A 20,574-nucleotide genomic window follows, 5' to 3' on the forward strand; every position below is an offset into this window, starting at 1 on the left:
AATCCTTGCGGATTAATTCATGCCGTACAATCGAAAGCGGTGTTTTTGGTTGTTTTTATACTTATTGGTTTGTCGATTTATTCCTTTGTTTATCAATGGTTAGTGAGTTTTCTTGTTCTTGTAGGTATTGGCTTGTTTTGGTTGCTATGGTTAAATGGGGGTACATATGGGGGTCATGGAATAGAGCCCAAATCTCACCATAAAAGAGCTCAAAACTTATGATTTATGAGACCACTTTACGTTCATATAACGGGAAGCCACAGACTGAAGCTTTTACCCTAACAGACGGTAAAGGATTGGGAGTTCGTGTTTCAGTACTTGGTAAATTAAGATTTCAGTTTCGCTATAAGATCAATGGACAAAATAAACGAATAGATTTAGGCGACTATCCAGACTTATCTCTCAGGCAAGCCAGAGATGCAATGGAAGAGTGTCGTACATGGTTAGCCCAAGGGCATGATCCAAAGCTAAAGCGAAGTATGACAAGGCAAGAGTCGTTACTACCCGTCACTGTTGAGCAAGCCCTAGAGTATTGGCTTAAAGAATATGCTGAAGAAAATAGAGTCAATGTTGATAAGAATAGAGCGCAGTTTGCAAAACATATTTATCCCTATATAGGGAATTATTCGCTTGTGGACACTGAAACTCGTCATTGGATAGAGTGCTTTGACCGTATAAGACGAGGCGTACCTAGCCTCAAACAAAGACCTGCACCTGTTGCTGCGGGTTACGTATTACAAAGTGCTAAGCAGGCTCTGAGGTTTTGTCGTGTGCGGCGTTATGCAATCACTCATGCACTTGACGATCTTATCGGTACGGACGTAGGCAAAAAGCAAAATAAAAAGGATAGAGTGCTGTCAGATATTGAGTTGACTGATCTGCTTACTTTGCTTGAGGGGCGTAAGGTTTCTTTCTACATGCGTCAATTATGTAAATTATTGATAGTTTTCGGTGCGCGTACTCAAGAGTTACGATTATCTCAGTTTGACGAGTGGGATTTAGATCGAGGAATTTGGACTGTGCCTAAAAGCCACAGTAAGACTAATACTCTCATTACTCGCCCAATACCTGAGCGAATTAAGCCCTTGATCGAGTTTTTATATAGGCGTCATGGTCAAACTGGCTATCTTTTAGGTGAGCTAAAAAGTGCTGAAACCGTAAGTGGTTCCGGTCGGAAAATATGTAGTTGGTTAAAGCATCAAGAATCTTGGACATTGCATGATTTACGTCGAAGCTTTGCGACTAAACTGAATGATTTGGGTGTTGCGCCATATGTGGTTGAACAGCTTCTAGGTCACGCTCTTGGTGGAGTTATGGCAATTTACAACCGCAGCCAATACCTTCCAGAAAAGAAAGCGGCATTAGATATGTGGGTAGAGCGTTTAGATCTTCTGACGGATAAGCCGGATAACGTTTCTATATTGAAGCGAACAGCATAAAAATCGTGCTTTGATTAAAAAGTGAATAGCTGAAAATACCTAGTTATGATTTAATTATGTCTTTGTTATGCAAAAAATGCTATTTGTCGTATCAATCTAAGATAGTTGGGGCTCGTTAGTTATAGTCCCATTCTTAAGACTGTTTAAATGTCAGCTTTGGCTTAAGTTTGATAGGGCAATAGAATTGTAAGAGTGCGAGCTACTATGATCCAACTTATTTTTGATAGCAACAATAAGGCTCTGTTTGCGGTCTTACCGATTGCGGATTACGAGAAAGTAAAACATTTGCTTGAGGTTGAGGACAAGCTTGGTGTTTTTTTAGCGAGCTTGCCTGAAGAAGAACTAGACGAGCTAGATACAGCTCTGCTTTCAAGTGTTGGCGATATTGAAGAGGCAACTATTCCACATATAATTGTCAAAATGATTGAGCTAGAAGACGTATCTCCCGCTGCAGCTTGGCGAAAATATCGAGGTTTTAGTCAGTCAGAGGCCGCAAGCAGATTGAATATAGGCCAGTCAACTCTCAGTCGAATGGAAACAAAAGGCGCAACCTTGCAAGCAAAAACGAAGCAAAAGATGGCTTCACTATACCAATGCAAAGTTGAGGATTTACTCTAAAAAGTCCAATGTCACTGTCTGTGGTGTAACCTATGCAAATAAGCATTAATAAGGCAAAGCGAACTTATCTAAGCTGGTGGATCTTGCTGCTAATGGTGAAGAAGTCATTATCACTCAGGCTGGTGAGCCAGTTGTCAAATTGGTTCAATATGAGAAAACGATGCAGCCACGGCCGCTAGGATTGCTAAAGGGACAGATAGTTATAAGCGATAGTTTTTATAATAATAGTGAAATTTATAAACTGTTTTATGAGTGAAATTATTAAATACACTATCTAATTCTATGTTTTATCTGTTGTAATGAACGTCATTGCAGGGGCGCTCTTTCTCAAGAAGGAAGCTCAACATAAGCTTATTTTTTTGAGAAAAGTTGCCCCATTATTAGGTTTTTGAAATTATTTACCGAATGAAAGAGATAATCCTATACGGGGATCGTCCGCGCCAAAAAATTTACACTTAATAGCACCCTGCTTCTGTAATCTATTTGAAATTTCCAATATGCCTTGTGAACTATTGATTGAATTGCTGCTAATGCAATCTTCGTTGTTTACCCTGTGTAGAACTATTTCCCCACTTTGACCATCGTTGCTTAGTATTTCGATTAATCTATTGATGTAACCCACTACATAATTTACTAGCCATTGGGACCTAAAATGTATCTTCTTAGTGTAGTCATTGCATGGTGGATAGAAGTAAGTGTCAAATTCTCTGATAATATACAGTACATGCCCATCGTGTTTATTTTTGTGGCAAAATAATCTTAATCCATATCGATAGTCATAGAAATGACGTCCTATCATTGATTCTTTGAAATTGTGGAATAAATTTAAGAAGTTATTATCATAGTAGTATAACATCTCAAGAAGATTGCTATGAGGTGTGTCATTATCTTCCTCATATAGGCTGTAATAAAGATGACAGACCTCTTCATCTAATAGCCAATCTAATTTCTTGTTATAAATTGAGTGAGAGATGGTTTGCTCAATAAGCGAGGTATTATGTAAGTGCTCAATATTACTATCCCAATCAGAATTTAGTAAGGTTAAAAGTTTCCTCCTAAATTCTGAGGCCTTTAAGTGACAAATCCCAGTTGCTTTTTCGGTATGTCGTCCTCGTAAACCATGCCCATTTTTAATAGAGTTTTTTAACTCTACCCAACTGTTGCAGTGTTGATAGTAAGCTACCATTTCTTGGGCTTGGCATAATGTCACTGGCAAATTTTTCGATAAAAATTTAGCATGTTGATTGATTTTGTATAGAGGCGGAAAGAAGTTTTTTTCAATGTTCAGATTTGAAGTGTTCATAACATTCCTTAATGATAGAGTGCTAATTGGCCCACATTCACATAGCCAAAATTAAGGTGTCATAAAATTAAAACATAGATTTTTGTACGCTGTAATATACTTTGCCTGTGGGCTGGCTGGTTTGCGTCTACCATTGACGACTTTATATTTTGATATATGACAGGTCAAGATTTTTTTTGGTTGCGTGGCAGTTGCATGTGCATTTTAGTTAAGCATTTATTTTTAATGATAATTATTTTTAGTGGTGTACCATATATGGGGTTTGGTTATGAATAGGAAGCTATCAAAAGGAAGCGGTCCTTTGAAAGGTCTTGCTGAGCATCATACTAAACATGCATATGAGCTTGCACAGGCGACTAGTAAAGATTGGACATCTTTTTTCGTAAATACGGAATCAGTGGGCGATGATTTTATATTGAAACGAGGTGTTGATTATGAAGATGCTAATTCAGAGACAAGTTTTTTTGATGATGACGATGTAGAAGGCCCTCTTCTAGTTATAATTCCAGAAAAGTACAAGTGATGTGCACTGTTGGTTGCGGGAATTGCTACATCTATATAAATAACAAGATGTTGTAGCAGATTTATGCGCAGGAAGCCCTCTTACATAAAATTATATTTACGGACGTAAAGTATGGCATTTTCAGATAAATCTCGGCTCAGGCTGTGGTGGTCATTCGAAGGAGTGGCCACCCGAATAGTAAGTCCTGTTCGGGAGTATAAAAGTGAAAATTTCAAAACGTGCAATTCGTCGCCATCACAAAGCGCGACTCAAAAAATCTCGGGTTACCTATTGGGGTGGTAGCCCTAAAGGCTCTGCACAGTTTTTAGGTATATGTTTAAAAACGCCATGTACTTGTTCTTGTCCTATGTGTGGTAATCAACGTTATTACTGGGGGGCTAGTTTTCAGGAACTTCGGCAAAAATTGAAATCTATGTAAACGTTTAAAATAACAGAACGAAAGCGGCTCAAATGAGTGTTGGGTCGCTTTACTTTTTCTGGCACATATTTCTTGAATGATTCAGTTTTAATACATCGTAATGTCAAGTGGGTGTCGACCATCTTCAACGCCTTCAGGCTCATCATCAATAATGTCCATTGATTCGTTATGAACTTGCAGTTGCTCCAGAAACTCATCATCAAACGTAACAACTTCGTAGCCACTAGCTATAAGCGCTTGATATATAGCAAATGGAGAGCCGCTGTCATCCATTATTGCGCCACCAAGGCCGTCATGTTTACCGACCAGAAGTGATTTTACTGCCGCCTTCATACTTACTGGGTAAATCTCATAAGTAACAGCTTCATATATTGATTCAAAATCGGTGGTTCTTATATCAAAGAAATCCACCATACCATTTACGATAAATAGCATTTTCAGATCCTTAAGTTAGTTGTATGCTTTTGTCCGGCTTTGATATGTTGTTTATTGTCTGGTGGCGCTGCCACTGATTGTGGACCGATAGGATCGACAATAGATTATTCTGGTGCAGACTTTCGGCTATCTAGCTCCTTGTTTTTATAGTGTAGGTATCAGCTGAGGTTTGAATTAACGGTTTTATTCAAACTTCTTTTTCCTATCATGGCGGTAATTTTTAGTTGAGTAAGTTGGTGTGAGAACACTCGATACTGAGCGTTCAATTGACTCACGTAATCCTCCAAAGAGCTGAACTTCATTAGAGTATTTTAGGTAGTCCATAATGCCATCGCAGGTGGACTCAATAATTTCTTTTGCCTTTCTGATCCTAAACCGTTCACCTTCAGCCAATTTCAGCAAATGTGACTCATCAGGAAAAGCCTTACTATTCGACAGTTTGAGCGCCATTTTGTTATCGATAGCGTCATAAATAAGAGTGTGGGTGATATCAAACGGTGGCGATACAAAAATATGGGACATGTCAGAGGTATATTGCAGCGCAAAGTTCTTCAAATGCGCATCACCATTACCAATTAAGCAGTTAAATACAATGTACTGATATATTTTCTCAACTTCCGCTTGGCTGTTGGTATACAAGTGTGTCGCCTTGAGCAGAGTTTCATAGCTACTACTGTATTTAGCGTCTGGGTCATTGGACTTCTTCAGTAAGGTGGTGAAATCCTCATAACCTAGCTTTGTGCCATCATCTGCCCTATCAAAGCGCTCGATCACAAATGTCTCTAAACTTTCTGATAGGTAGGTTCTAGGTGGCTCAAGTCCGCAATGGCGCGCAGCTTCCATACAAACAAACTCGTTAACCGTTAATAGCGGAAACTCGGCGTCGAATGATTTAACAATTAAATCTTTTTGCTCAATGGTTCGACTGGTTTTAATCGTGCCAGCACTCGGGATGCTAACCTTCGGCTGTACACCTGCGAGTGAGTTTCTGAGGTAATACTTTTCTAATAATTGAGGAAACAGCGGTTCTGCGCTGTTGTATGACAAGATATCACTAAGCGAAACGGACTCAGTCTCAGGCAAGGCTAGCTCACTTTGATAAGAAAGCATGCCAACGCTATGTTCGCCTTGCAGTGCAAGTAAATACATGTCGTTTACTTTTGCATATCGCGCTAGTTTCTCTGCGATGAAACGGCGGTTAAAGCCTTCAGGTAGGTTTTGCGCAAATATTGGATGCAATGCGCCAGAAGAATAACCATCCATACCTTTCTGGGTCATGGTAAGTGATACGTAATGTTTATCTTGCGTAGGCTGATAATGATGCACTGAGCCATGGGTTAAAACACCTAGCTCTGTATTGTCGGAACAAACCGTGATGTTGTTGATTTTATTGGGTAAGCTTGATTCAGAGGCCATTATTTATCCTCCGAAAACAAACTATCAATTTCATCCCAATCTGGCAGTTTGTGTTGCTTTGGTATCACGTCAAACTGCAAACCAACGGCATCAAGCAAGCGTTCAAAGATATCGAACGAGCCAGTGAAGTGGCCATTTTCAATCTCAGAAATAGTCGTTTTATTGATACCAGTGAGTTCAGCTAAACGCTGCTGTGTATAACCTAGCGACTTTCTACTCCCACTTACTGCGTTACCAATCTCTTGTCTATCTGACATATATCCACCAGCAAAAGTTAGCTATATGGCTAACATCATAGTGTGAAAAGTAAATGTTAGCTATATGGCTAACATTCTTCGTATAGAATAAGGCGATTAACCCAGAAGAATAACTGTGTTAGGCATTCCGCTCATACAACCAACAACTGGGAGTTCTCCCTCAGCCACTCTTTGCATTCTACGTAATCAGGCATTATCCGTTCTACTTCTTTCCAAAATAGTGGGGAGTGGTCTAGTTGCTTTAGATGGCATAATTCATGGACAACCACGTAGTCGACGATGCGGTTAGGAGCCATAACAATAATCCAGTTAAAATCTAAATCACCTTTAGGATTGCAGCTACCCCAACGGCTTTTAAAGGTTTTGATATTGACTGATTTAGGCGCGACTCCCATTACTTTTACATAACGGCGCACCTTTTCCTTAAGCTTGAGCAATGCATTGCGTTTATACCAGCCTATGAGTGCTTCTCTCACTAAATTTGAACGGGCGGAACCTTCGGGAACAGTAACGACTAACCGTCCTTGCACCAGCTTTACTGGCTCAAAACTGCCTGCATGTACTTTTAAACGATAATTTCGGCCAAGGTATGACATTGCCTCACCAGAGACAAACTGCTTTTCTGATGAGGTAGTGAGTACCTTGTGCAGGGCAATCTTATCGATAATCCATTGGTGTTTTTCTTGTAATATTCGCTCGATTCGTTCTATCGGTAATGCCTTGGGCACGACCACGCTAACCATGCCTTCTTCAACTTTAATGGAGGCAGTTTTGGCTCTCGTGGTTCGGGTAATGCGTGCTTGATACCCTTTAGCTTGAATGAATTCGGCTTGTTTCATGCTGGTGGTCATTGCTTATTAAACTTGTGTTTTGCCAATTCCATAAATCTATCTTGCAGGTTGGAGATCAATTCTACGTTGCTAAATGATGCATCAATAACGGCGCGTTTTATCTCTTTTTTCAACCGTTTTATCTCATCTCCCTTGTTGAAAAAGTCGACTATTTGAGTCGCTTCATCAAACATGGCAACAAGGTTTTGAGTGATCGTCTTTATCTCAATTAACTGGTGCTCGTCTATGACTTCAATGTCGCTTGTTTTGGTCACTTCAGCGGTAAGTATGTTGTAAAAGGCATACTCAGTTTCGGAAAGCCCTGCATCTTTAGCGGCTCTACGACGGTCAATCTCAATCGTGTCGACCATAGACAATAACAGCTCTAATTGCTGTTCCCATTGCCCTGCGGTCTTCTCGATAATGTCTCTGAGTCTTAAGCTGAGGGATTTGTAATACTCTGGGTCTTCCTCAAGCTTGACGGTAATATGGTGCTTAATCGCGCTTTCTATTTCAGAAGCTTTAGATTCAGTCGATTTTTCTGGTCGAATACTTTCTTTAAAATTTGCGGCCAGTAGGTCAATAGGCGGTATTTTGGGATCAACGCCTGTACTTAAAATATGCTCGTCCACCAGCTTACGGACTTTAGCGCCAATGTCCTTCATATCCAAACCTGCATCTCGGTACTGGTTTCGTGCAGAATTATGGACTTTACCTAGCAGTTTCATATCCGCTAAAAATGGCGCTGCGGCTACATCGGGCAGAATGATGTTCATTTGCTTTGCAAATCGCTTAAATGCCATATCAAACTGTGCTCGAATGGCTTCATCTTTTAGTGCAAGCACATAGCTATCAACGTCTTTATTCTTGATATGTCTAAAAAATGAAATGGCGAGAGTATGTGTTGCTTTTAGCTTGGGGATTTCATCTTTGAGGCTTTGATAAGTGCCGTCGACATCATCACTGCTGAACATTTCCATGGCTTCGATAAGATAGTTCGATAGACCAAAGTAGTCGACTACAAAGCCGCATTCTTTTTTTGCATAGGTGCGGTTTACTCGAGCGATGGCCTGCATCAGCGTATGGTCTTGTAGCTTACGATCGATATACATCACCTGTGCTATCGGCGCGTCAAACCCCGTCAGTAGCATGTCTTTCACGATTAAGAATGCGACTGGGTTTTCCGATAACGGCTTAGTAAAATCTTGGATTATCTTCTTTTGCTTTGTCTTGTCGGTATGAACAGCAATATAGGCTTCATCGTTGTGATCACCTGAGATAATCACTTCACTAGGTGGAGCGTCTAACTCATCTAAGGTCTTTTTAAATAAAGTAGCTGCATGGCGACTACCGACCACTATCATGGCTTTAAAACCGTCCGGTTGTATGTGCTTGCGGTAGTGTTCAAGTAAGTCCATGCAAACCCAGCGAATGCGGGCAGGCGCTTCGCGAACGGCGCGCTCAACCCCATATTTCTGTTTAATCTCTCGCTGTTCTTCTTTGCTATAGCTGCCAAAATAAGCCTCAAACAGTTTGTCTAATGACTCTCCTGCAACTTCGGTCTTTACTTGGCGGCCTTCATACAAAATACGAACGGTTGCGCCATCATCCACCGCTTGATTGATCTTGTATTCATCAATATAGCCCCCAAAAGCTTTATCCATTTTCTGGGTTTTCAGTAGTGGTGTACCTGTAAACCCAATTTTAGGAGCGTTAGGTAGGGCAGCGTTGATGGTCATGGCAAGGCCACCAAACTGAGTTCTATGGGCTTCATCGGCAAGTACGATGATTTTGTCACTCGGGTTTAAGTTAGCAAAACCACCGTTTTCATTGTCGGTACTCAGTTCCTTCTCGAGCTCTAAGAATTTTTGCACCATAGCAGTCACAAGATCAGAACTGTCTTTTTTCAGTAGTGCTTTTAATTCTGTCACTGAGCCAGCGTTATAAATGGTTTCACCTTGGGCAGCGCGGAAGGTGCTAGATAACTGTTCATCTAACTGAGTACGGTCAGTAATAAATACGAGTTTGTATTGCTTAAGTACCGGATCACGGCGCATTTTAACGGCAAGCATGACCATGGTCAGCGATTTGCCACTGCCTTGGGTATGCCATACCACGCCCGACTTCTCTTTGCGGTCTTGACCTGTTTTAAGGCGCTCAATGACTTTATTTACCGCTCTATATTGCTGGTAACGTGCAACCTTCTTGATAAGCTTGCCTTCAACTGGCTCAAATAAAATGAAGTTTTGCAGGATATCGAGGAAGCTAGCAGGGCTAAACATGCCTGCAATCAGCCTTTGCTGTGCGGTCACCGCAGTGATTGCATCGTAGTTTGAGCTGGTGGCGGTATAAAGTGCAGAGTTATCGTTAACCTGCATATCGTTGAGGCTGCTACGGCTAAAAGCCTGAGATAAATTCTGTTCGCTTAACGTGTCATCGGTAAAGGGATAGGCATCTTTCCAATCGGCATAGTGGGATGCATTGGAACTAATTGTGCCCACTTTGGCTTGATCGCGGCAGGTCGATACCATCAGTTGGTTGTACCAAAAAAGCCGCTGTGCGCCTTCATCATCGACGCTATTGCGCAGGTTTGCATATCTGCGTAATTGGTTAATTCCTTCGCTCATCGGCGCTGAAATGTAGGGTGATTTGCATTCGATGACCGCGAGTGGCAAGCCGTTAATAAAGCAAACAATATCAGGGATAATACTTTGGTTTACGCCTTCCACTTTAAACTGTGAAGTACAGATAAACTCATTGGCCTCAAGGTTATCAAAATCAATCAATTTTACCGTTTGGCCTTTACGCCCTTTACCAACGTCTTGCTCTACCGAAAGGTAATTTACTAAGGTTTGATAGATGGCCTGATTGTATTCCATCAAGCCGACAAAGTTTGGATGGGTGATATCACGGCAAACCTTGCGCAGGTTTTCATCGTTAATCCAAGGGTTAATTCTTTTAATGGCGGCTTCGAGCCGTCCCACCAGCACGACATCCCGTAGATAGGGTCTTTCATGGTATTCAGGCGTGAGTTTAGTCCCCGCCACGTACTGCCAACCTAATAGCGATAATTGCGCAATAGCGGGTAACTCGACCTTATGTAGCTCATCCTGATCCATATCTATCCCTTTACCAGATGATTAACGACATCTTTTGTATCTGATTTTTATACGATTGATTTTTATGCAATCTAACAGGCTCTTATATTACAGAGGCATGGCACGAATAGCAGCTAACAATATCAATGGAATACGGGGCTAATTCAAAAATATACCAATTTGGACGATTTCCCCCCCACTGCAAGCCCAAAAAGCTCAGGCACAATCTCTCTCGTTGGTAGGGGCTCCTGCCAACGTAACCCTAAATTGGAGAAATAACATGAGCAATAAAACACCAATGACCCCGCAAGCAGCCGCGCGTATTCAAAGCTCAACTGCAAATCAAAACGGGGGTACTGTAGCTAAGGGTAGTTTTGCTGCAAAAGCGCAGAGTGCGGCGGCAAAGAATTCTGGTAATGGTAAACAGGGAGGTAAGTAATTATGTCTCAACATGATGACGATAATCATAGCAACCAGCTTAATCCCAACAATGACGCTTACTGGCAGAGTCGCGGTGAAGATGAGCGTCCAGACGATTGGCAAGAACAACTTGATGATGAATGAAAGGAACAAGTTGTTGGCGCTAAATCACCACTAAAGTTAACGGCGTTACAGCGTTCAACCAAAAGATGGTGTCTCCAGCGGTAATAGGTAAAAGGCCATGGTGATGAAATGGCCTTTTATTTTTTGATAAGCGCTGAATGATAGTGTTTAAAGTATGTCGGGTAGTAAGCAAGCACACTCTTTATTATCGGAATAACTCGTTTATCTGGTTGTAATGCTAAAAAATCATCTACAGCTCTAGCAATACGAAAATAGTCAATGATTGGCTCAGGGTTATAGTCGCCTAGCTTTTTTACTAAAGCTTCAATAAAAAGTCTCATCTTTTCATTTGATGGCATGTTGATGCCTTTTCGCCAATCTTTGAGCCGATTGTATTGTCGGTCGTTGAGCAGTTCATCACTTTCTCCCGAATCTTCTATATAAATAAAGGTGGCGATTTCGCGCCAGCCTAAAACCGTGCCATGATCAGCTAACCGCTGTTTTATTGCCTCCAGCATGGCACTGAAACAGGTATAGGCATAGCTGTTATGCGAGTAAACATCTAAAGTTGTTGAAAAAATTCCTTTGCAATCATCAGGTTTAATATTTCCATAGTGCCTGTTTTCATATAGAGCAATGCCTATTTCAAAGTGGGCAATTGCACTAAGATAAAAGTCAAATATCAGGTGATAAACTGCTCCTATGAGTAATGTTGCATTTTCATCTTGTTGATACTTGGGGTTGTCGGGTGAGGCTGCGAATTCGCTATAAATATTGAGTGTTTCAACCGAAACTAAGCTTTGGTGTTGCCATGTAGTTTGCTGGGCTTGCCAAATGGCATTGCTATCGTCCTTGTCTATTTTCCCTTGTTTAATCTGTTGCTTTATTGCTTTCATCATACGGTAATCGGCATCTGCCCGTAACTGTAGAAAATCAAGCAAGGTATTCAGTTCTGTATCATAGGTTGATTGTTTAAAACCATTCACCAAAGGCCACCAAACACAAGCATTTGAGCTTACTTTACTGGCTTTGATTGTTTTTAAAAGCAACGAGAATGATTGAAGTTTTTGATATGGTATCGGTAATTTTTGAGCCCAAGAAGTGAGCTTGTTAATGCTGGGTTTTGCTATGCCTTCAGTAGCCAAATTTGAACGTGAGCTTCTGCCAATGTTTAAAAGTATGCCGCTTTGTTTTTCAATGAATGGGATTACTTTTATAAAGTTATTGGGTAGCTGAAGTAACTCTGTAACGGTACTTGGCGCAGGTAGAAACACACTCTCAAACTTTATGGATTTAAGCACATACTTACCATCCTTGTTTGGCTTAAACATACTCTTCCTTTAGCTTATTACGGGTTATACGAGCGGTTTATGCCCAAGGTGAATGAGCAAGGTTACTTGATGATACCGTCACCTGTGATAGGGATAAATATGAACTAGATAGGCTTACTCTTTCAATAAAATAAAGTGTTCAATCAAGCGGATCATCAGTTCTTTTTGGTCTGGCAAACTTTCGGCCACCAGCAAAGCTAAAGCCACTAAGGTTGTATCATTAATTTGCTCGCTCACGGGTTTAGCTAACAGATGCTGATTTTGCTGTAAGTACCACAAAAAGAGAAATGAACCTGTGCGCTTATTACCATCGGCAAAGGGATGATTTTTGATGATGAAATACAATAGATGGGCGGCGCGGCTAGCCACATTCGGGTAAAACCATTCGTCACCAAACCCTTGTTCAATGGTCGCAATGCTGGAAGCTAAGCCATTACCCCGTAGTTGAGCAAACAAGTCAGTCGCTTCACCTTTTGCTATCAGATTAGTTTTTAAGGCTGCAATCGCAGTTAATACCTCATCAAGCGCCAAAGGCTGCATGTGTTGCTGTTTATGAGTGATTTCCGTTAGGCTTTGCTCATCATACCCTTGTAGCAGTGACCAAGAGCGGGCGTACTCGGCAATCACGTTCACAACCGCTTGGCCGTCTGGATTGATCAAGGCTTGGTTGGTTAAGGTTTTTGAAAGGAGCGCTAATGCTTGGTTAAACTCAATACCACGTTGTACAAGGCGTTGCTGGTTTAGGGTGTAACCTTGGAGTAAATGCTGCTTTAAGGTATTGGTTGCCCATTGGCGGAACTGCACGCCGCGTTTAGACTTTACCCGATAGCCAACAGAAATAATCACATCAAGGTTAAAGTATTGAGTTTGATAGGTTTTACCATCATCCGCAGTACGTGCAAATATTGCACATACTGAATCCCGCTCAAGTTCGCCCTCTTTAAAGACGTTGTTGATGTGCTTAGTGATCACCGAACGCTCACGGTCGAACAATACACAAATTTCCGCTTGGGTTAACCAAACCGTCTCGGTATCGACAGCCACAGTCAGCTGTAGCTGACCATCTTGACTGATAAAAATATCATGTTGTGATAGTTGGTGATCCACTGTTTATCCTCTTAACTCAAGGGGCTGTACTGCGCTTATGCTGTGTATCTTTGCTGTAGCGGTCAATGCTTTGCCGTTCCTAGGGATTAGCTAACTAAATCATTATCGACCTTAACCCGCACTTTCCCCGTCAATAGATCCTGCATAAGGGCTTTTTTCATCAATATCAGGCTATTAAGTTTCTTCTCTGTAGCTATAAATCTTACTTCTAATGAATTTATTGTGTTGGTAATCGCTTGCTGTTCTTCAAGCGGGGGAATCACACAAAAAATATTTTGTAGAATTGATTGAGATATATTCGTCTGCGACATAGCTAGACCAGAAACTCTGCTTGCTAAATATTTTTGCACAAAAGAACTACTTAGCCACAATGATAGAAATTTTGAAATACAACGGTTGGTTTGTATTCTAATAATTTTGTCGGAAAGCATTACTTTTTCAGGCACAAAGTCAACGTGTGAAATAACTCCTACACGTTCAGCTGGTCCCGCTCGTGTTATTAAAATATCGTTAGCTTTGACTTGTATTTGAGGTCTCGGCTCTAGTTCATTAGGAAGTTTTTTATTTGCTGAAGGATTAAAGCCATTCCAAGATACAGCTGTAGTTTTTAGAATGCACCACTCACCGTTCGGAGCAGGAGTAGACTCGCATTGAGGACTCCAGCCTGACTCCATGACATTTATTAGCTTACTTAGTTTAGTAACTGCCCAGCCCTTTGGGATTCTGCCAACGGGGGAGTCTTTAAATTCGGTGTGGGGCGCATATTTATCACCTTGCTTGATGCCAACTCCTTTGGTGAGCAGCTCCTGCATCATGCCACTTTTTAAATCTTTGAGCTTGTCGATTTGCGCCTGTGTTTTTTCAATTACCTCATCCACAGAAGTCAAAATCGCAGCAATCTTTTGCTGTTCGGGGGGATGAGGGCTAGAAATACGTAATGCTTTAATTGCCGATAGACTTAAAGATTTTTGGCTAGATCCGCTGACTGTATCGTCAATTTGAGCTTGAATGTTTTCAGCTTGAAGATATTGATATAAATAATCAGCAACTATTATTTGTGGATTAATAACTACTGTGTTTTGACCTAAGCAAAAAGTCTTATGTGTTTTAACAATTGAAGAACGACCATAACTACCAACTCTAGTCATTAGAATATCATCAAACTGAGGTTTATAGTTCTTTGTAAAGATAGAAAAAACCTCGTCATTTACAGTCACTGTATTAGCTAGAGATATTTTTCCTCCTTTGATATCTCCAACCCGAACCATTGGGAAACCTGCGTTTGAAAATATCGGAGTTTGGTGTGCAGAATCAACAACCTTAGCAAGATTATCTAGTCGTTCTTCTAACCATATTTTAGGAACAATGTTCAAATTGGGCATTACTCAGTCGCTCCTGCACATCCTTTCGCTCGCGGCACTTGTTGGTCCTCAACAACCGTTCCAGACGTTGCTCTACTTCCTGCATCCTTGCAGTCGAGCACATCATAACCCAGCTCCTTCAAGTAACCTTGCATCACCTGTTCAGCTTCGGCAACTTCAGCATCTAGCTGGTGGAGTGAGATATGGTATTTATCCCACCAGCGTTCAAGTTGCTTGATGATGCTGGCTGCAACCTCTGTATCAGCATGGCTAACATGTTCACGGATCTGCTCTTTGGTTTCGATTTCCGCTCTGAATTGATAATAGCCTTCGCCCTTAGGCTCAAATACGCAGCTCACATCAAAGCCTTTAAGGATTTCCTCTTGAATATAATCGTCTTGCACTTCACGAAGTGGAATACCGCCGTGGAGAATGGCGCGCACATCAAAAATCTCTGCGGGTGGCGAGGTATCGGCATAGCGGCGAATATTGAGGTTGTAGTCGTTATCGCGGATATCTTTTAGTTTGACTACGGCTGAGTAGCGTTTGATTTCGCTAAAGCTGTCAAAGGTTGCGACGATTTTATTAATATCTTGCGGACGTAAACTATTTTGGTTTTTGCCTTCTTGATATTCGAGTTCAGCATTAATAAACAGTACCTTGCCTTGGCGCTCGCTCGGCTTTTGTTTATTGATAATTAGCAAACTGGCGGGGATACCTGTGCCATAGAATAGGCCTGATGGCAGGCCGATCACCGCTTCTAATAAGTCGTCTTCGAGTATGCCTTTACGAATGTCTTTTTCGCTGGAACCTCTGAACAGCACGCCATGGGGCATGACTACACCGACCATACCATCATCATTCGTGCTGGCGATCATGTGCTGCACAAAGGCGAGGTCGCCAGAGTCTTTTGGTGGTGTGCCATAGGGGAAGCGGCCAAATTTATCGTTATCGCAGTCTTCTTTGCCCCATTTGGATAACGAAAACGGCGGATTGGCAATCACGCGATCAAACGTCATAAGGCTGCCATCAATAGTATGCTTAGGCTCGCGCAGGGTATCGCCTTTGCGAATGTCGGCACTTTGTACCCCATGCAAAAACATGTTCATCTTACAGATTGCCCATGTATTGAGGTTCATCTCTTGGCCGTATAACGATAGGTTCGCGGCGTTTTCATTATGGGTCGCAAGGTAGTTACGCATTTGGATCAGCATACCGCCCGAACCTGCGGTAGGGTCGTAAATTCGCATGCCCGCATGGGGCTTAAGCAGTGCCACCAGCAATTGCACCACTTCGCTTGGGGTATAGAATTCACCGCCTTTTTTACCTGCGCTGTCGGCAAACATTTTAATTAAATATTCGTACGCTGTGCCGAGTAAATCGGGGCGTTCGAAATCGCTATTGCGCAGGCGGTATTTGCTGAAGTGGCTGAGCAGGTCGCGCAGCTTATTATCGGAGAGCTTGTTTTTAATGTTGAAGTCGATAGTGACTAACACGCCCTCAAGGTTTGAGTTGTGTTCTTCAATGGCTTCAGCGGCGGTATTGAGCGCCTCACCAATGTTGTGCTTTAAATCTTTAAGCGCTGACCAGCGTGCAACTTCAGGAATATAGAAGGTGCTGTCGTATTCATCTTCATCACTGGCTAAGGCTTCGGCCTGTGCTTGGGTTTTACCTTTGGCAAGATAGTATTCGATCACCTGCTCACGGGCTTCATCGAATGAATCCGATAAACGCTTAAGGAACATCATGCCGAAGATGTAGTCTTTGAACTCCGACGCATCCATATTGCCGCGTAGAATATCCGCCGTTTCCCAGAGAAACGATTCTAACTGTTGAAGAGTGATTTGATTTGACACTGATTTTCTCTAATGAATTTGGTTAGCACTGTGGGTTAAGTGATGCTGATAAAAGTCCCCTGTGCATTGATGCGCCAAAGTGTACTTATAAGGGAGGAAGGGTACAACGCTATGATGGGGAAATATGCGCTGTACGGCAAAGTCGTGCCGTTGGTGCTTGATTGCTACAGATTTTACTCACTCGAAAGTGACTGTACAAATTGATAACATAAATTGTTAATTAAATGTCAACCGTATCCCTATTTTGGATCTCAAGCTGTTTTTCATTGAGTCTTGCTCATCTTTCACTAGGGTATGATTTTGTTTTGTATGAATTTTAATGAGCGTCTGGTTTTAAGCTGATGTTATTGTGATCCACTCATGGCTGATCCACACTTCAGTGTGAGATCCACTTCAGCCCAAGCCTAATTGTTTTAAACTTGTTGGCTTTTCTATGCTCGGCTTGAACTCGTTTGAAAGCGTTTTACTTTATTTGGGGTGAGTTCTTTACTGTAGTTCTTGGCAAGATAACTGATCCGCAGAATTGCAGAATCTAAGCCTTTAAGTCCTTTACGTTCAACTTTGTAGCTCGCCGATTCGGGCAGCCGTGCTAAAGTATCTGGATGCATACAGCAGGCTTTTTGCACTTGTTGAAATGCGCCCCAGCCTGACTTCGCTTTATGTCCATTGAGCAGAATAAAGCAGTGATAATGGGCTTTATCACTTCTTGGTGTTTGCTCCCGTACCCAAAAAAACCAGACCTTAGATTGGTAGTGCTTATCGAGGTATCTCAGTAAGGTTTTTCGGTATTTGCTGATTAAGCTGTTATTGGGTGTTTCGGTATAGACATGTAGATCAAATCTGACGAGTAGGATTTTAGAATAATGATCTAGCGCTGTTAGCAGTTGATCGATCATTGTATTCATAATGCTGGAGTTGATGCCGTGCTCAAAGCTCAAAACTTGAAACAAGGTGTTCTGGTATAGAAAGCTTCCTAAGGTAAAGCGACGAGCGGAAATATTATAAATAACCTGCTTGTTATTAGAGTAGGAATCTGGGGTAAGACCAGTATTGCCATCGAATTGCTGCTGTTCAGATTGCTTTATTTTGCTGGTTAAACGTGGTTTTGAGTTTGCATTTGTCAGCATTTAATCGCACTCGATTGAACTTTGTCGCAATTTGTTGCGTTTACAGGCCAAAATAAGGCGGCAAATGCCGCCTTTGATAGATGTTACTTAGTGCTGTTTAGCCAGTTAATGTAACTCGATTCTGACCAGCCGATGGTTCGGCAGTGGCTTTTTATGGGTTGAATGAAGGCCTTTCTTTTTACTCGTCGGTATAGGGTTGTTCTATCTATGCCGAGTAATTGGCTCATTTCTGTGATTCTGATTATTCGCTCCATCGGTCGTTGCTGGAGCAATTGAGCGTATTGGGCTCTTGCATTAGCCTTCATATCCGGCTCCCTGAGCTAATTGCTCGGATAGCCCACCTCCTGAGTGAACCCATTGCATAAGCTCTGATAGACGCCAACCGACGGAACGGCTTCCCAATTTGATTCGTTTAGGGAAACGGTTAAGTCTTTCTAATTGGAAAGCTTGCGAACGGCTGATTGAGGTGATGAGTTTACGCTCTGATTCACGCACGATACGGTCTTGAATAGCTGATTGATTGATACTAAAAATGGACATGAATGCTCCTAAAGATTGTCTCTGTTTGACCTAGGAGCATCTTGCCTGTTTGCAATTGTGATTTCGGGGTAAAAATAAAATTTGATTTTTACCCCAAATTTAATCCCTTAAATATCCTGCATTTTAGTGCCTAACACCCACGTATTTTGCCTAATATTCGCAAGCAGTTGCATTAGATGAGATTCGTTGCTGAGAATCTTGCGATAAAACGGTGCATAGGTTTTTTTATATAGCTCGATTCTAGGATCTTGTTTAGATTCTTCCCCAAGCAGTAATTCACTCAGCACATTTTGTGTAAATTCCAGCTTTTGCCAATTATCTTCATAAAAAGGGACATGGTTATAGCAATACATCATGAGATCAAGGTAGGGGATCAACTTATAAGTCAGCAGCTTTTTGAAGGTTTTCTCATTTGCTTGAAAATTATCAGGCGCTTTGGGTTCGGGGATTGATAGGGTTTTGCGCAACTGATTAATCAGGAACTCACAGTCACCCAATATCGCTTTATTGGGTTTAGTTAAGTCTATGCCTACCACAGTTAAGTCTAGATTCTGCCCCAGCAAAGGCATTAGTAGTTGCGGCTCTAAGTCTAAGTAGTGATCACCACTGCGGAGTTTAATCTCTTCAGTTATCCCGAGAAGATCAACATGGTTCAATGCGATGACTGTCGGAAAGTCTGGTTGTGTGACCGGATTTGAATTGATGATGACATAGCCCTTCTGGATCAGTTGCCACCGTTTACTGTCAGTCAGCTTTCTACCATTAGGTAAAGTCGGTGAGTTGTGAAGGGTCAACCTGAATTCTAGCTCATTAAGAAATTGTGCAGCGGTGAGGTCTGCTAGGCAATCATAGTTCTTAATTGAAAACCATTTAGGCCATTTGGGATGGTCTGATGTTTTAATTCGTATTGAGATAGGTATAGGCGTTTTCATTGATAAAAGCTCGACTAGGAATTCTCTCGGGGTACATATGGGGGTACATATAATGTGAAAAGGGGCTAACCCTTACAGGTTAACCCCTTTCCTAACAATCACTTAATCCTTGCGGATTAATTCATGCCGTATTTTTTCAATTTTTTACGCAGAGTACCACGGTTGATACCTAGCATGTTTGCTGCGCGGGTTTGGTTGCCACGAGTGTGTTGCATGATGATGTCAAGCAGAGGCGCTTCAACTTCGCTTAGCACCATTTCATAAACTTCTTGTGCTTCCTGACCGTCCAACTGTGCGAAGAAGTTAGTTACGGCACGCTTTACTGCGTCACGTAATAACTGGGGCTTGATAGTGCCGTTTGCGGTTTCGATTTTGCCAACGGTAAGCTGGTGAACTTCTGTGTTAGTTGTCTGATCAAACATTCTATTCTGCTCTTTATTAATTCTGTACTAATTCATCAAAATAACATTCCACGAGGGAATACTGTTCTGCAGCGGTTTCCAGCCGATTAAAGTCAGCCCTAAATTGGCGCTGAGCTTCTTGGTCTAGGTACCATCCCATATGTTTTCTGGCGAAGCGGATACCCTTGTATTCACCATACAAATCATACAGTTTGGTGAGGTGTTCCAGCATCACTTGACGCTGTTCGGCAACCTCAATGGGCGCTAGCTTATTACCCGTTTCCAAGTAGTGCTGGATTTCTCTGAAAATCCAAGGCCGTCCTTGAGCACCCCGTCCTATCATCAAGGCATCGGCACCGGTGTATTCCAGCACAAAGCGGGCTTTCTCCGGACTGTCGATATCCCCATTAGCGACGACAGGAATCGAGACATTCTGTTTGATTGCTTTAATCGTGTCGTACTCAGCGTCGCCTCTGTACATACATTGTCTCGTGCGACCGTGAACGGCGAGCGAGGCGATGCCACAATCTTGGGCAATCTGGGCGATTTGAACACCATTCTTGTGTTCTGGCTCCCAGCCGGTGCGAATCTTTAACGTGACGGGCACATTCACTGCGGCGACCACGGCTTGTAAAATTTCTTTTACCAGCGGCGGGTTTTGCATCAGCGCTGAGCCAGCCAACTTTTTATTCACTTTTTTCGCGGGGCAACCCATATTGATATCAATGATGTGAGCGCCTTGTTCAACATTGAACAACGCGGCTTGCGCCATTAAATCAGGATCGGCTCCTGCAATTTGCACTGAGCGGATGCCTTCCTCGCCAGAATGCGTCATGCGCTGGCGGCTTTTATCTGTATCCCAAACCTCAGGATTGGACGAAAGCATCTCGGAAACCGCTAGGGCTGCGCCATAACGAAGACAAAGATTACGGAAAGCTTGATCGGTGACACCTGCCATTGGTGCCACGATCAGCTGATTGTTCAGTTGATAGGGTCCAATCTGCATTTTATGTTTCACCTTAGCTCTTCAAAGGGGCGC

Annotated in this window: 21 protein-coding genes and 1 pseudogene; 6 read left to right on the forward strand and 16 right to left on the reverse strand. The window is 42.1% G+C overall.

All coding sequences use genetic code 11. From position 1 onward, the window contains the following. Positions 1-218: 218 nt before the first annotated feature. The 3 genes and pseudogenes from DYH48_RS00170 to DYH48_RS24075 all read left to right on the forward strand — a co-directional run. Positions 219-1,439 (forward strand): tyrosine-type recombinase/integrase, encoded by a 1,221-nt coding sequence (locus DYH48_RS00170; RefSeq protein WP_115333726.1) that lies wholly within the window; start codon positions 219-221, stop codon positions 1,437-1,439. Between the two features lie 204 nt (positions 1,440-1,643). Next, complete coding sequence (locus DYH48_RS00175) at positions 1,644-2,057, forward strand: helix-turn-helix domain-containing protein (protein ID WP_115333727.1); 414 nt, start codon at positions 1,644-1,646, stop codon at positions 2,055-2,057. Between the two features lie 67 nt (positions 2,058-2,124). Next, positions 2,125-2,313 (forward strand): annotated as a pseudogene (locus tag DYH48_RS24075) (type II toxin-antitoxin system Phd/YefM family antitoxin); the annotation flags it as partial. 138 nt (positions 2,314-2,451) lie between these two features. Here DYH48_RS24075 and DYH48_RS00185 read toward each other — a convergent pair. Then, positions 2,452-3,360, reverse strand: coding sequence for a hypothetical protein (locus tag DYH48_RS00185; RefSeq protein WP_115333729.1), 909 nt, complete (start codon positions 3,358-3,360; stop codon positions 2,452-2,454). 268 nt (positions 3,361-3,628) lie between these two features. Here DYH48_RS00185 and DYH48_RS00190 point away from each other — a divergent pair, with 268 nt between their 5' ends. After that, positions 3,629-3,883, forward strand: a complete 255-nt coding sequence (locus tag DYH48_RS00190; RefSeq protein WP_115333730.1) for a hypothetical protein — start codon at positions 3,629-3,631, stop codon at positions 3,881-3,883. Positions 3,884-4,388: 505 nt separating this feature from the next. Here the strand turns inward: DYH48_RS00190 and DYH48_RS00200 are convergent. From DYH48_RS00200 to DYH48_RS00220, 5 genes are all read right to left on the reverse strand, one after another. After that, a complete protein-coding gene (locus tag DYH48_RS00200) occupies positions 4,389-4,736 on the reverse strand; it encodes a hypothetical protein (RefSeq protein ID WP_115333731.1) in 348 nt (115 codons plus the stop codon). 183 nt (positions 4,737-4,919) lie between these two features. Next, entirely contained in the window at positions 4,920-6,152 is a 1,233-nt protein-coding gene (locus DYH48_RS00205) for a type II toxin-antitoxin system HipA family toxin (protein WP_115333732.1), read from the reverse strand. Continuing rightward, entirely contained in the window at positions 6,152-6,409 is a 258-nt protein-coding gene (locus DYH48_RS00210) for a helix-turn-helix domain-containing protein (protein WP_115333733.1), read from the reverse strand. Before DYH48_RS00210 ends, DYH48_RS00205 begins: the two co-directional genes overlap by 1 nt. Positions 6,410-6,540: 131 nt before the next feature. After that, positions 6,541-7,248: a M48 family metallopeptidase gene (locus tag DYH48_RS00215; protein WP_172481125.1), complete on the reverse strand. Its 708-nt coding sequence runs from the start codon at positions 7,246-7,248 to the stop codon at positions 6,541-6,543. 8 nt (positions 7,249-7,256) lie between these two features. Next, positions 7,257-10,358 carry a type I restriction endonuclease subunit R gene (locus tag DYH48_RS00220; RefSeq protein WP_115333735.1) on the reverse strand — a complete coding sequence of 1,034 codons (3,102 nt, stop codon included), beginning with the start codon at positions 10,356-10,358 and terminating at the stop codon, positions 7,257-7,259. 259 nt (positions 10,359-10,617) lie between these two features. Here DYH48_RS00220 and DYH48_RS00225 point away from each other — a divergent pair, with 259 nt between their 5' ends. Both DYH48_RS00225 and DYH48_RS23865 read left to right on the forward strand, forming a co-directional pair. After that, positions 10,618-10,776, forward strand: coding sequence for a hypothetical protein (locus DYH48_RS00225; protein ID WP_107946363.1), 159 nt, complete (start codon positions 10,618-10,620; stop codon positions 10,774-10,776). Positions 10,777-10,778: 2 nt separating this feature from the next. Beyond that, on the forward strand, positions 10,779-10,901 hold the full coding sequence (locus tag DYH48_RS23865) for a hypothetical protein (RefSeq protein ID WP_256613011.1): 123 nt from the start codon (positions 10,779-10,781) through the stop codon (positions 10,899-10,901). Positions 10,902-11,017: 116 nt separating this feature from the next. Here DYH48_RS23865 and DYH48_RS00230 read toward each other — a convergent pair whose 3' ends face one another. The 10 genes from DYH48_RS00230 to dusB all read right to left on the reverse strand — a co-directional run bounded on the left by DYH48_RS00230 (position 11,018) and on the right by dusB (position 20,541). Continuing rightward, positions 11,018-12,211: a hypothetical protein gene (locus tag DYH48_RS00230; RefSeq protein ID WP_115333736.1), complete on the reverse strand. Its 1,194-nt coding sequence runs from the start codon at positions 12,209-12,211 to the stop codon at positions 11,018-11,020. A gap of 114 nt (positions 12,212-12,325) precedes the next feature. Beyond that, the gene (locus DYH48_RS00235) at positions 12,326-13,318 is read right to left on the reverse strand and encodes a virulence RhuM family protein/type II toxin-antitoxin system death-on-curing family toxin (protein WP_115333737.1); all 993 of its coding nucleotides are present in this window, start codon (positions 13,316-13,318) and stop codon (positions 12,326-12,328) included. An 86-nt stretch (positions 13,319-13,404) separates the two neighbouring features. Beyond that, on the reverse strand, positions 13,405-14,700 hold the full coding sequence (locus DYH48_RS00240) for a restriction endonuclease subunit S (protein ID WP_115333738.1): 1,296 nt from the start codon (positions 14,698-14,700) through the stop codon (positions 13,405-13,407). Then, complete coding sequence (locus tag DYH48_RS00245) at positions 14,700-16,535, reverse strand: type I restriction-modification system subunit M (protein WP_256613012.1); 1,836 nt, start codon at positions 16,533-16,535, stop codon at positions 14,700-14,702. Before DYH48_RS00245 ends, DYH48_RS00240 begins: the two co-directional genes overlap by 1 nt. 431 nt (positions 16,536-16,966) lie before the next feature. Next, the gene (locus tag DYH48_RS00250; RefSeq protein ID WP_115333739.1) at positions 16,967-17,662 is read right to left on the reverse strand and encodes a YagK/YfjJ domain-containing protein; all 696 of its coding nucleotides are present in this window, start codon (positions 17,660-17,662) and stop codon (positions 16,967-16,969) included. 83 nt (positions 17,663-17,745) lie between these two features. Beyond that, complete coding sequence (locus tag DYH48_RS24080; protein ID WP_107946369.1) at positions 17,746-17,967, reverse strand: helix-turn-helix transcriptional regulator; 222 nt, start codon at positions 17,965-17,967, stop codon at positions 17,746-17,748. Beyond that, positions 17,957-18,202 (reverse strand): AlpA family phage regulatory protein, encoded by a 246-nt coding sequence (locus DYH48_RS00260; RefSeq protein WP_115333740.1) that lies wholly within the window; start codon positions 18,200-18,202, stop codon positions 17,957-17,959. The genes DYH48_RS24080 and DYH48_RS00260 overlap by 11 nt, the downstream gene beginning before the upstream one ends. A 107-nt stretch (positions 18,203-18,309) precedes the next feature. Beyond that, entirely contained in the window at positions 18,310-19,134 is an 825-nt protein-coding gene (locus DYH48_RS00265; RefSeq protein WP_115333741.1) for a DUF6387 family protein, read from the reverse strand. A gap of 116 nt (positions 19,135-19,250) precedes the next feature. After that, a complete protein-coding gene (fis, locus tag DYH48_RS00270; RefSeq protein WP_006083371.1) occupies positions 19,251-19,556 on the reverse strand; it encodes a DNA-binding transcriptional regulator Fis in 306 nt (101 codons plus the stop codon). Between the two features lie 16 nt (positions 19,557-19,572). Further along, positions 19,573-20,541 (reverse strand): tRNA dihydrouridine synthase DusB, encoded by a 969-nt coding sequence (gene dusB / locus DYH48_RS00275; RefSeq protein WP_006083370.1) that lies wholly within the window; start codon positions 20,539-20,541, stop codon positions 19,573-19,575. Positions 20,542-20,574: the final 33 nt, after the last annotated feature.

This window comes from Shewanella baltica (assembly GCF_900456975.1).
Lineage (GTDB): Bacteria > Pseudomonadota > Gammaproteobacteria > Enterobacterales > Shewanellaceae > Shewanella > Shewanella baltica.

What these genes read in the sequence shown, in the direction of transcription:
- DYH48_RS00190 (WP_115333730.1), top strand. Translation starts at nt 3,629, where the DNA reads ATGAATAGGAAGCTATCAAAAGGAAGCGGTCCTTTGAAAGGTCTTGCT.
- DYH48_RS00200 (WP_115333731.1), bottom strand. Translation starts at nt 4,736, where the DNA reads ATGCTATTTATCGTAAATGGTATGGTGGATTTCTTTGATATAAGAACC.
- DYH48_RS00170 (WP_115333726.1), top strand. Translation starts at nt 219, where the DNA reads ATGATTTATGAGACCACTTTACGTTCATATAACGGGAAGCCACAGACT.
- DYH48_RS00185 (WP_115333729.1), bottom strand. Translation starts at nt 3,360, where the DNA reads ATGAACACTTCAAATCTGAACATTGAAAAAAACTTCTTTCCGCCTCTA.
- DYH48_RS24080 (WP_107946369.1), bottom strand. Translation starts at nt 17,967, where the DNA reads ATGAAGGCTAATGCAAGAGCCCAATACGCTCAATTGCTCCAGCAACGA.
- fis (WP_006083371.1), bottom strand. Translation starts at nt 19,556, where the DNA reads ATGTTTGATCAGACAACTAACACAGAAGTTCACCAGCTTACCGTTGGC.
- DYH48_RS00210 (WP_115333733.1), bottom strand. Translation starts at nt 6,409, where the DNA reads ATGTCAGATAGACAAGAGATTGGTAACGCAGTAAGTGGGAGTAGAAAG.
- DYH48_RS00175 (WP_115333727.1), top strand. Translation starts at nt 1,644, where the DNA reads ATGATCCAACTTATTTTTGATAGCAACAATAAGGCTCTGTTTGCGGTC.
- DYH48_RS00205 (WP_115333732.1), bottom strand. Translation starts at nt 6,152, where the DNA reads ATGGCCTCTGAATCAAGCTTACCCAATAAAATCAACAACATCACGGTT.
- DYH48_RS00215 (WP_172481125.1), bottom strand. Translation starts at nt 7,248, where the DNA reads ATGAAACAAGCCGAATTCATTCAAGCTAAAGGGTATCAAGCACGCATT.
- DYH48_RS00260 (WP_115333740.1), bottom strand. Translation starts at nt 18,202, where the DNA reads ATGTCCATTTTTAGTATCAATCAATCAGCTATTCAAGACCGTATCGTG.
- DYH48_RS00220 (WP_115333735.1), bottom strand. Translation starts at nt 10,358, where the DNA reads ATGGATCAGGATGAGCTACATAAGGTCGAGTTACCCGCTATTGCGCAA.
- dusB (WP_006083370.1), bottom strand. Translation starts at nt 20,541, where the DNA reads ATGCAGATTGGACCCTATCAACTGAACAATCAGCTGATCGTGGCACCA.
- DYH48_RS23865 (WP_256613011.1), top strand. Translation starts at nt 10,779, where the DNA reads ATGTCTCAACATGATGACGATAATCATAGCAACCAGCTTAATCCCAAC.
- DYH48_RS00225 (WP_107946363.1), top strand. Translation starts at nt 10,618, where the DNA reads ATGAGCAATAAAACACCAATGACCCCGCAAGCAGCCGCGCGTATTCAA.
- DYH48_RS00230 (WP_115333736.1), bottom strand. Translation starts at nt 12,211, where the DNA reads ATGTTTAAGCCAAACAAGGATGGTAAGTATGTGCTTAAATCCATAAAG.
- DYH48_RS00240 (WP_115333738.1), bottom strand. Translation starts at nt 14,700, where the DNA reads ATGCCCAATTTGAACATTGTTCCTAAAATATGGTTAGAAGAACGACTA.
- DYH48_RS00250 (WP_115333739.1), bottom strand. Translation starts at nt 17,662, where the DNA reads ATGCTGACAAATGCAAACTCAAAACCACGTTTAACCAGCAAAATAAAG.
- DYH48_RS00265 (WP_115333741.1), bottom strand. Translation starts at nt 19,134, where the DNA reads ATGAAAACGCCTATACCTATCTCAATACGAATTAAAACATCAGACCAT.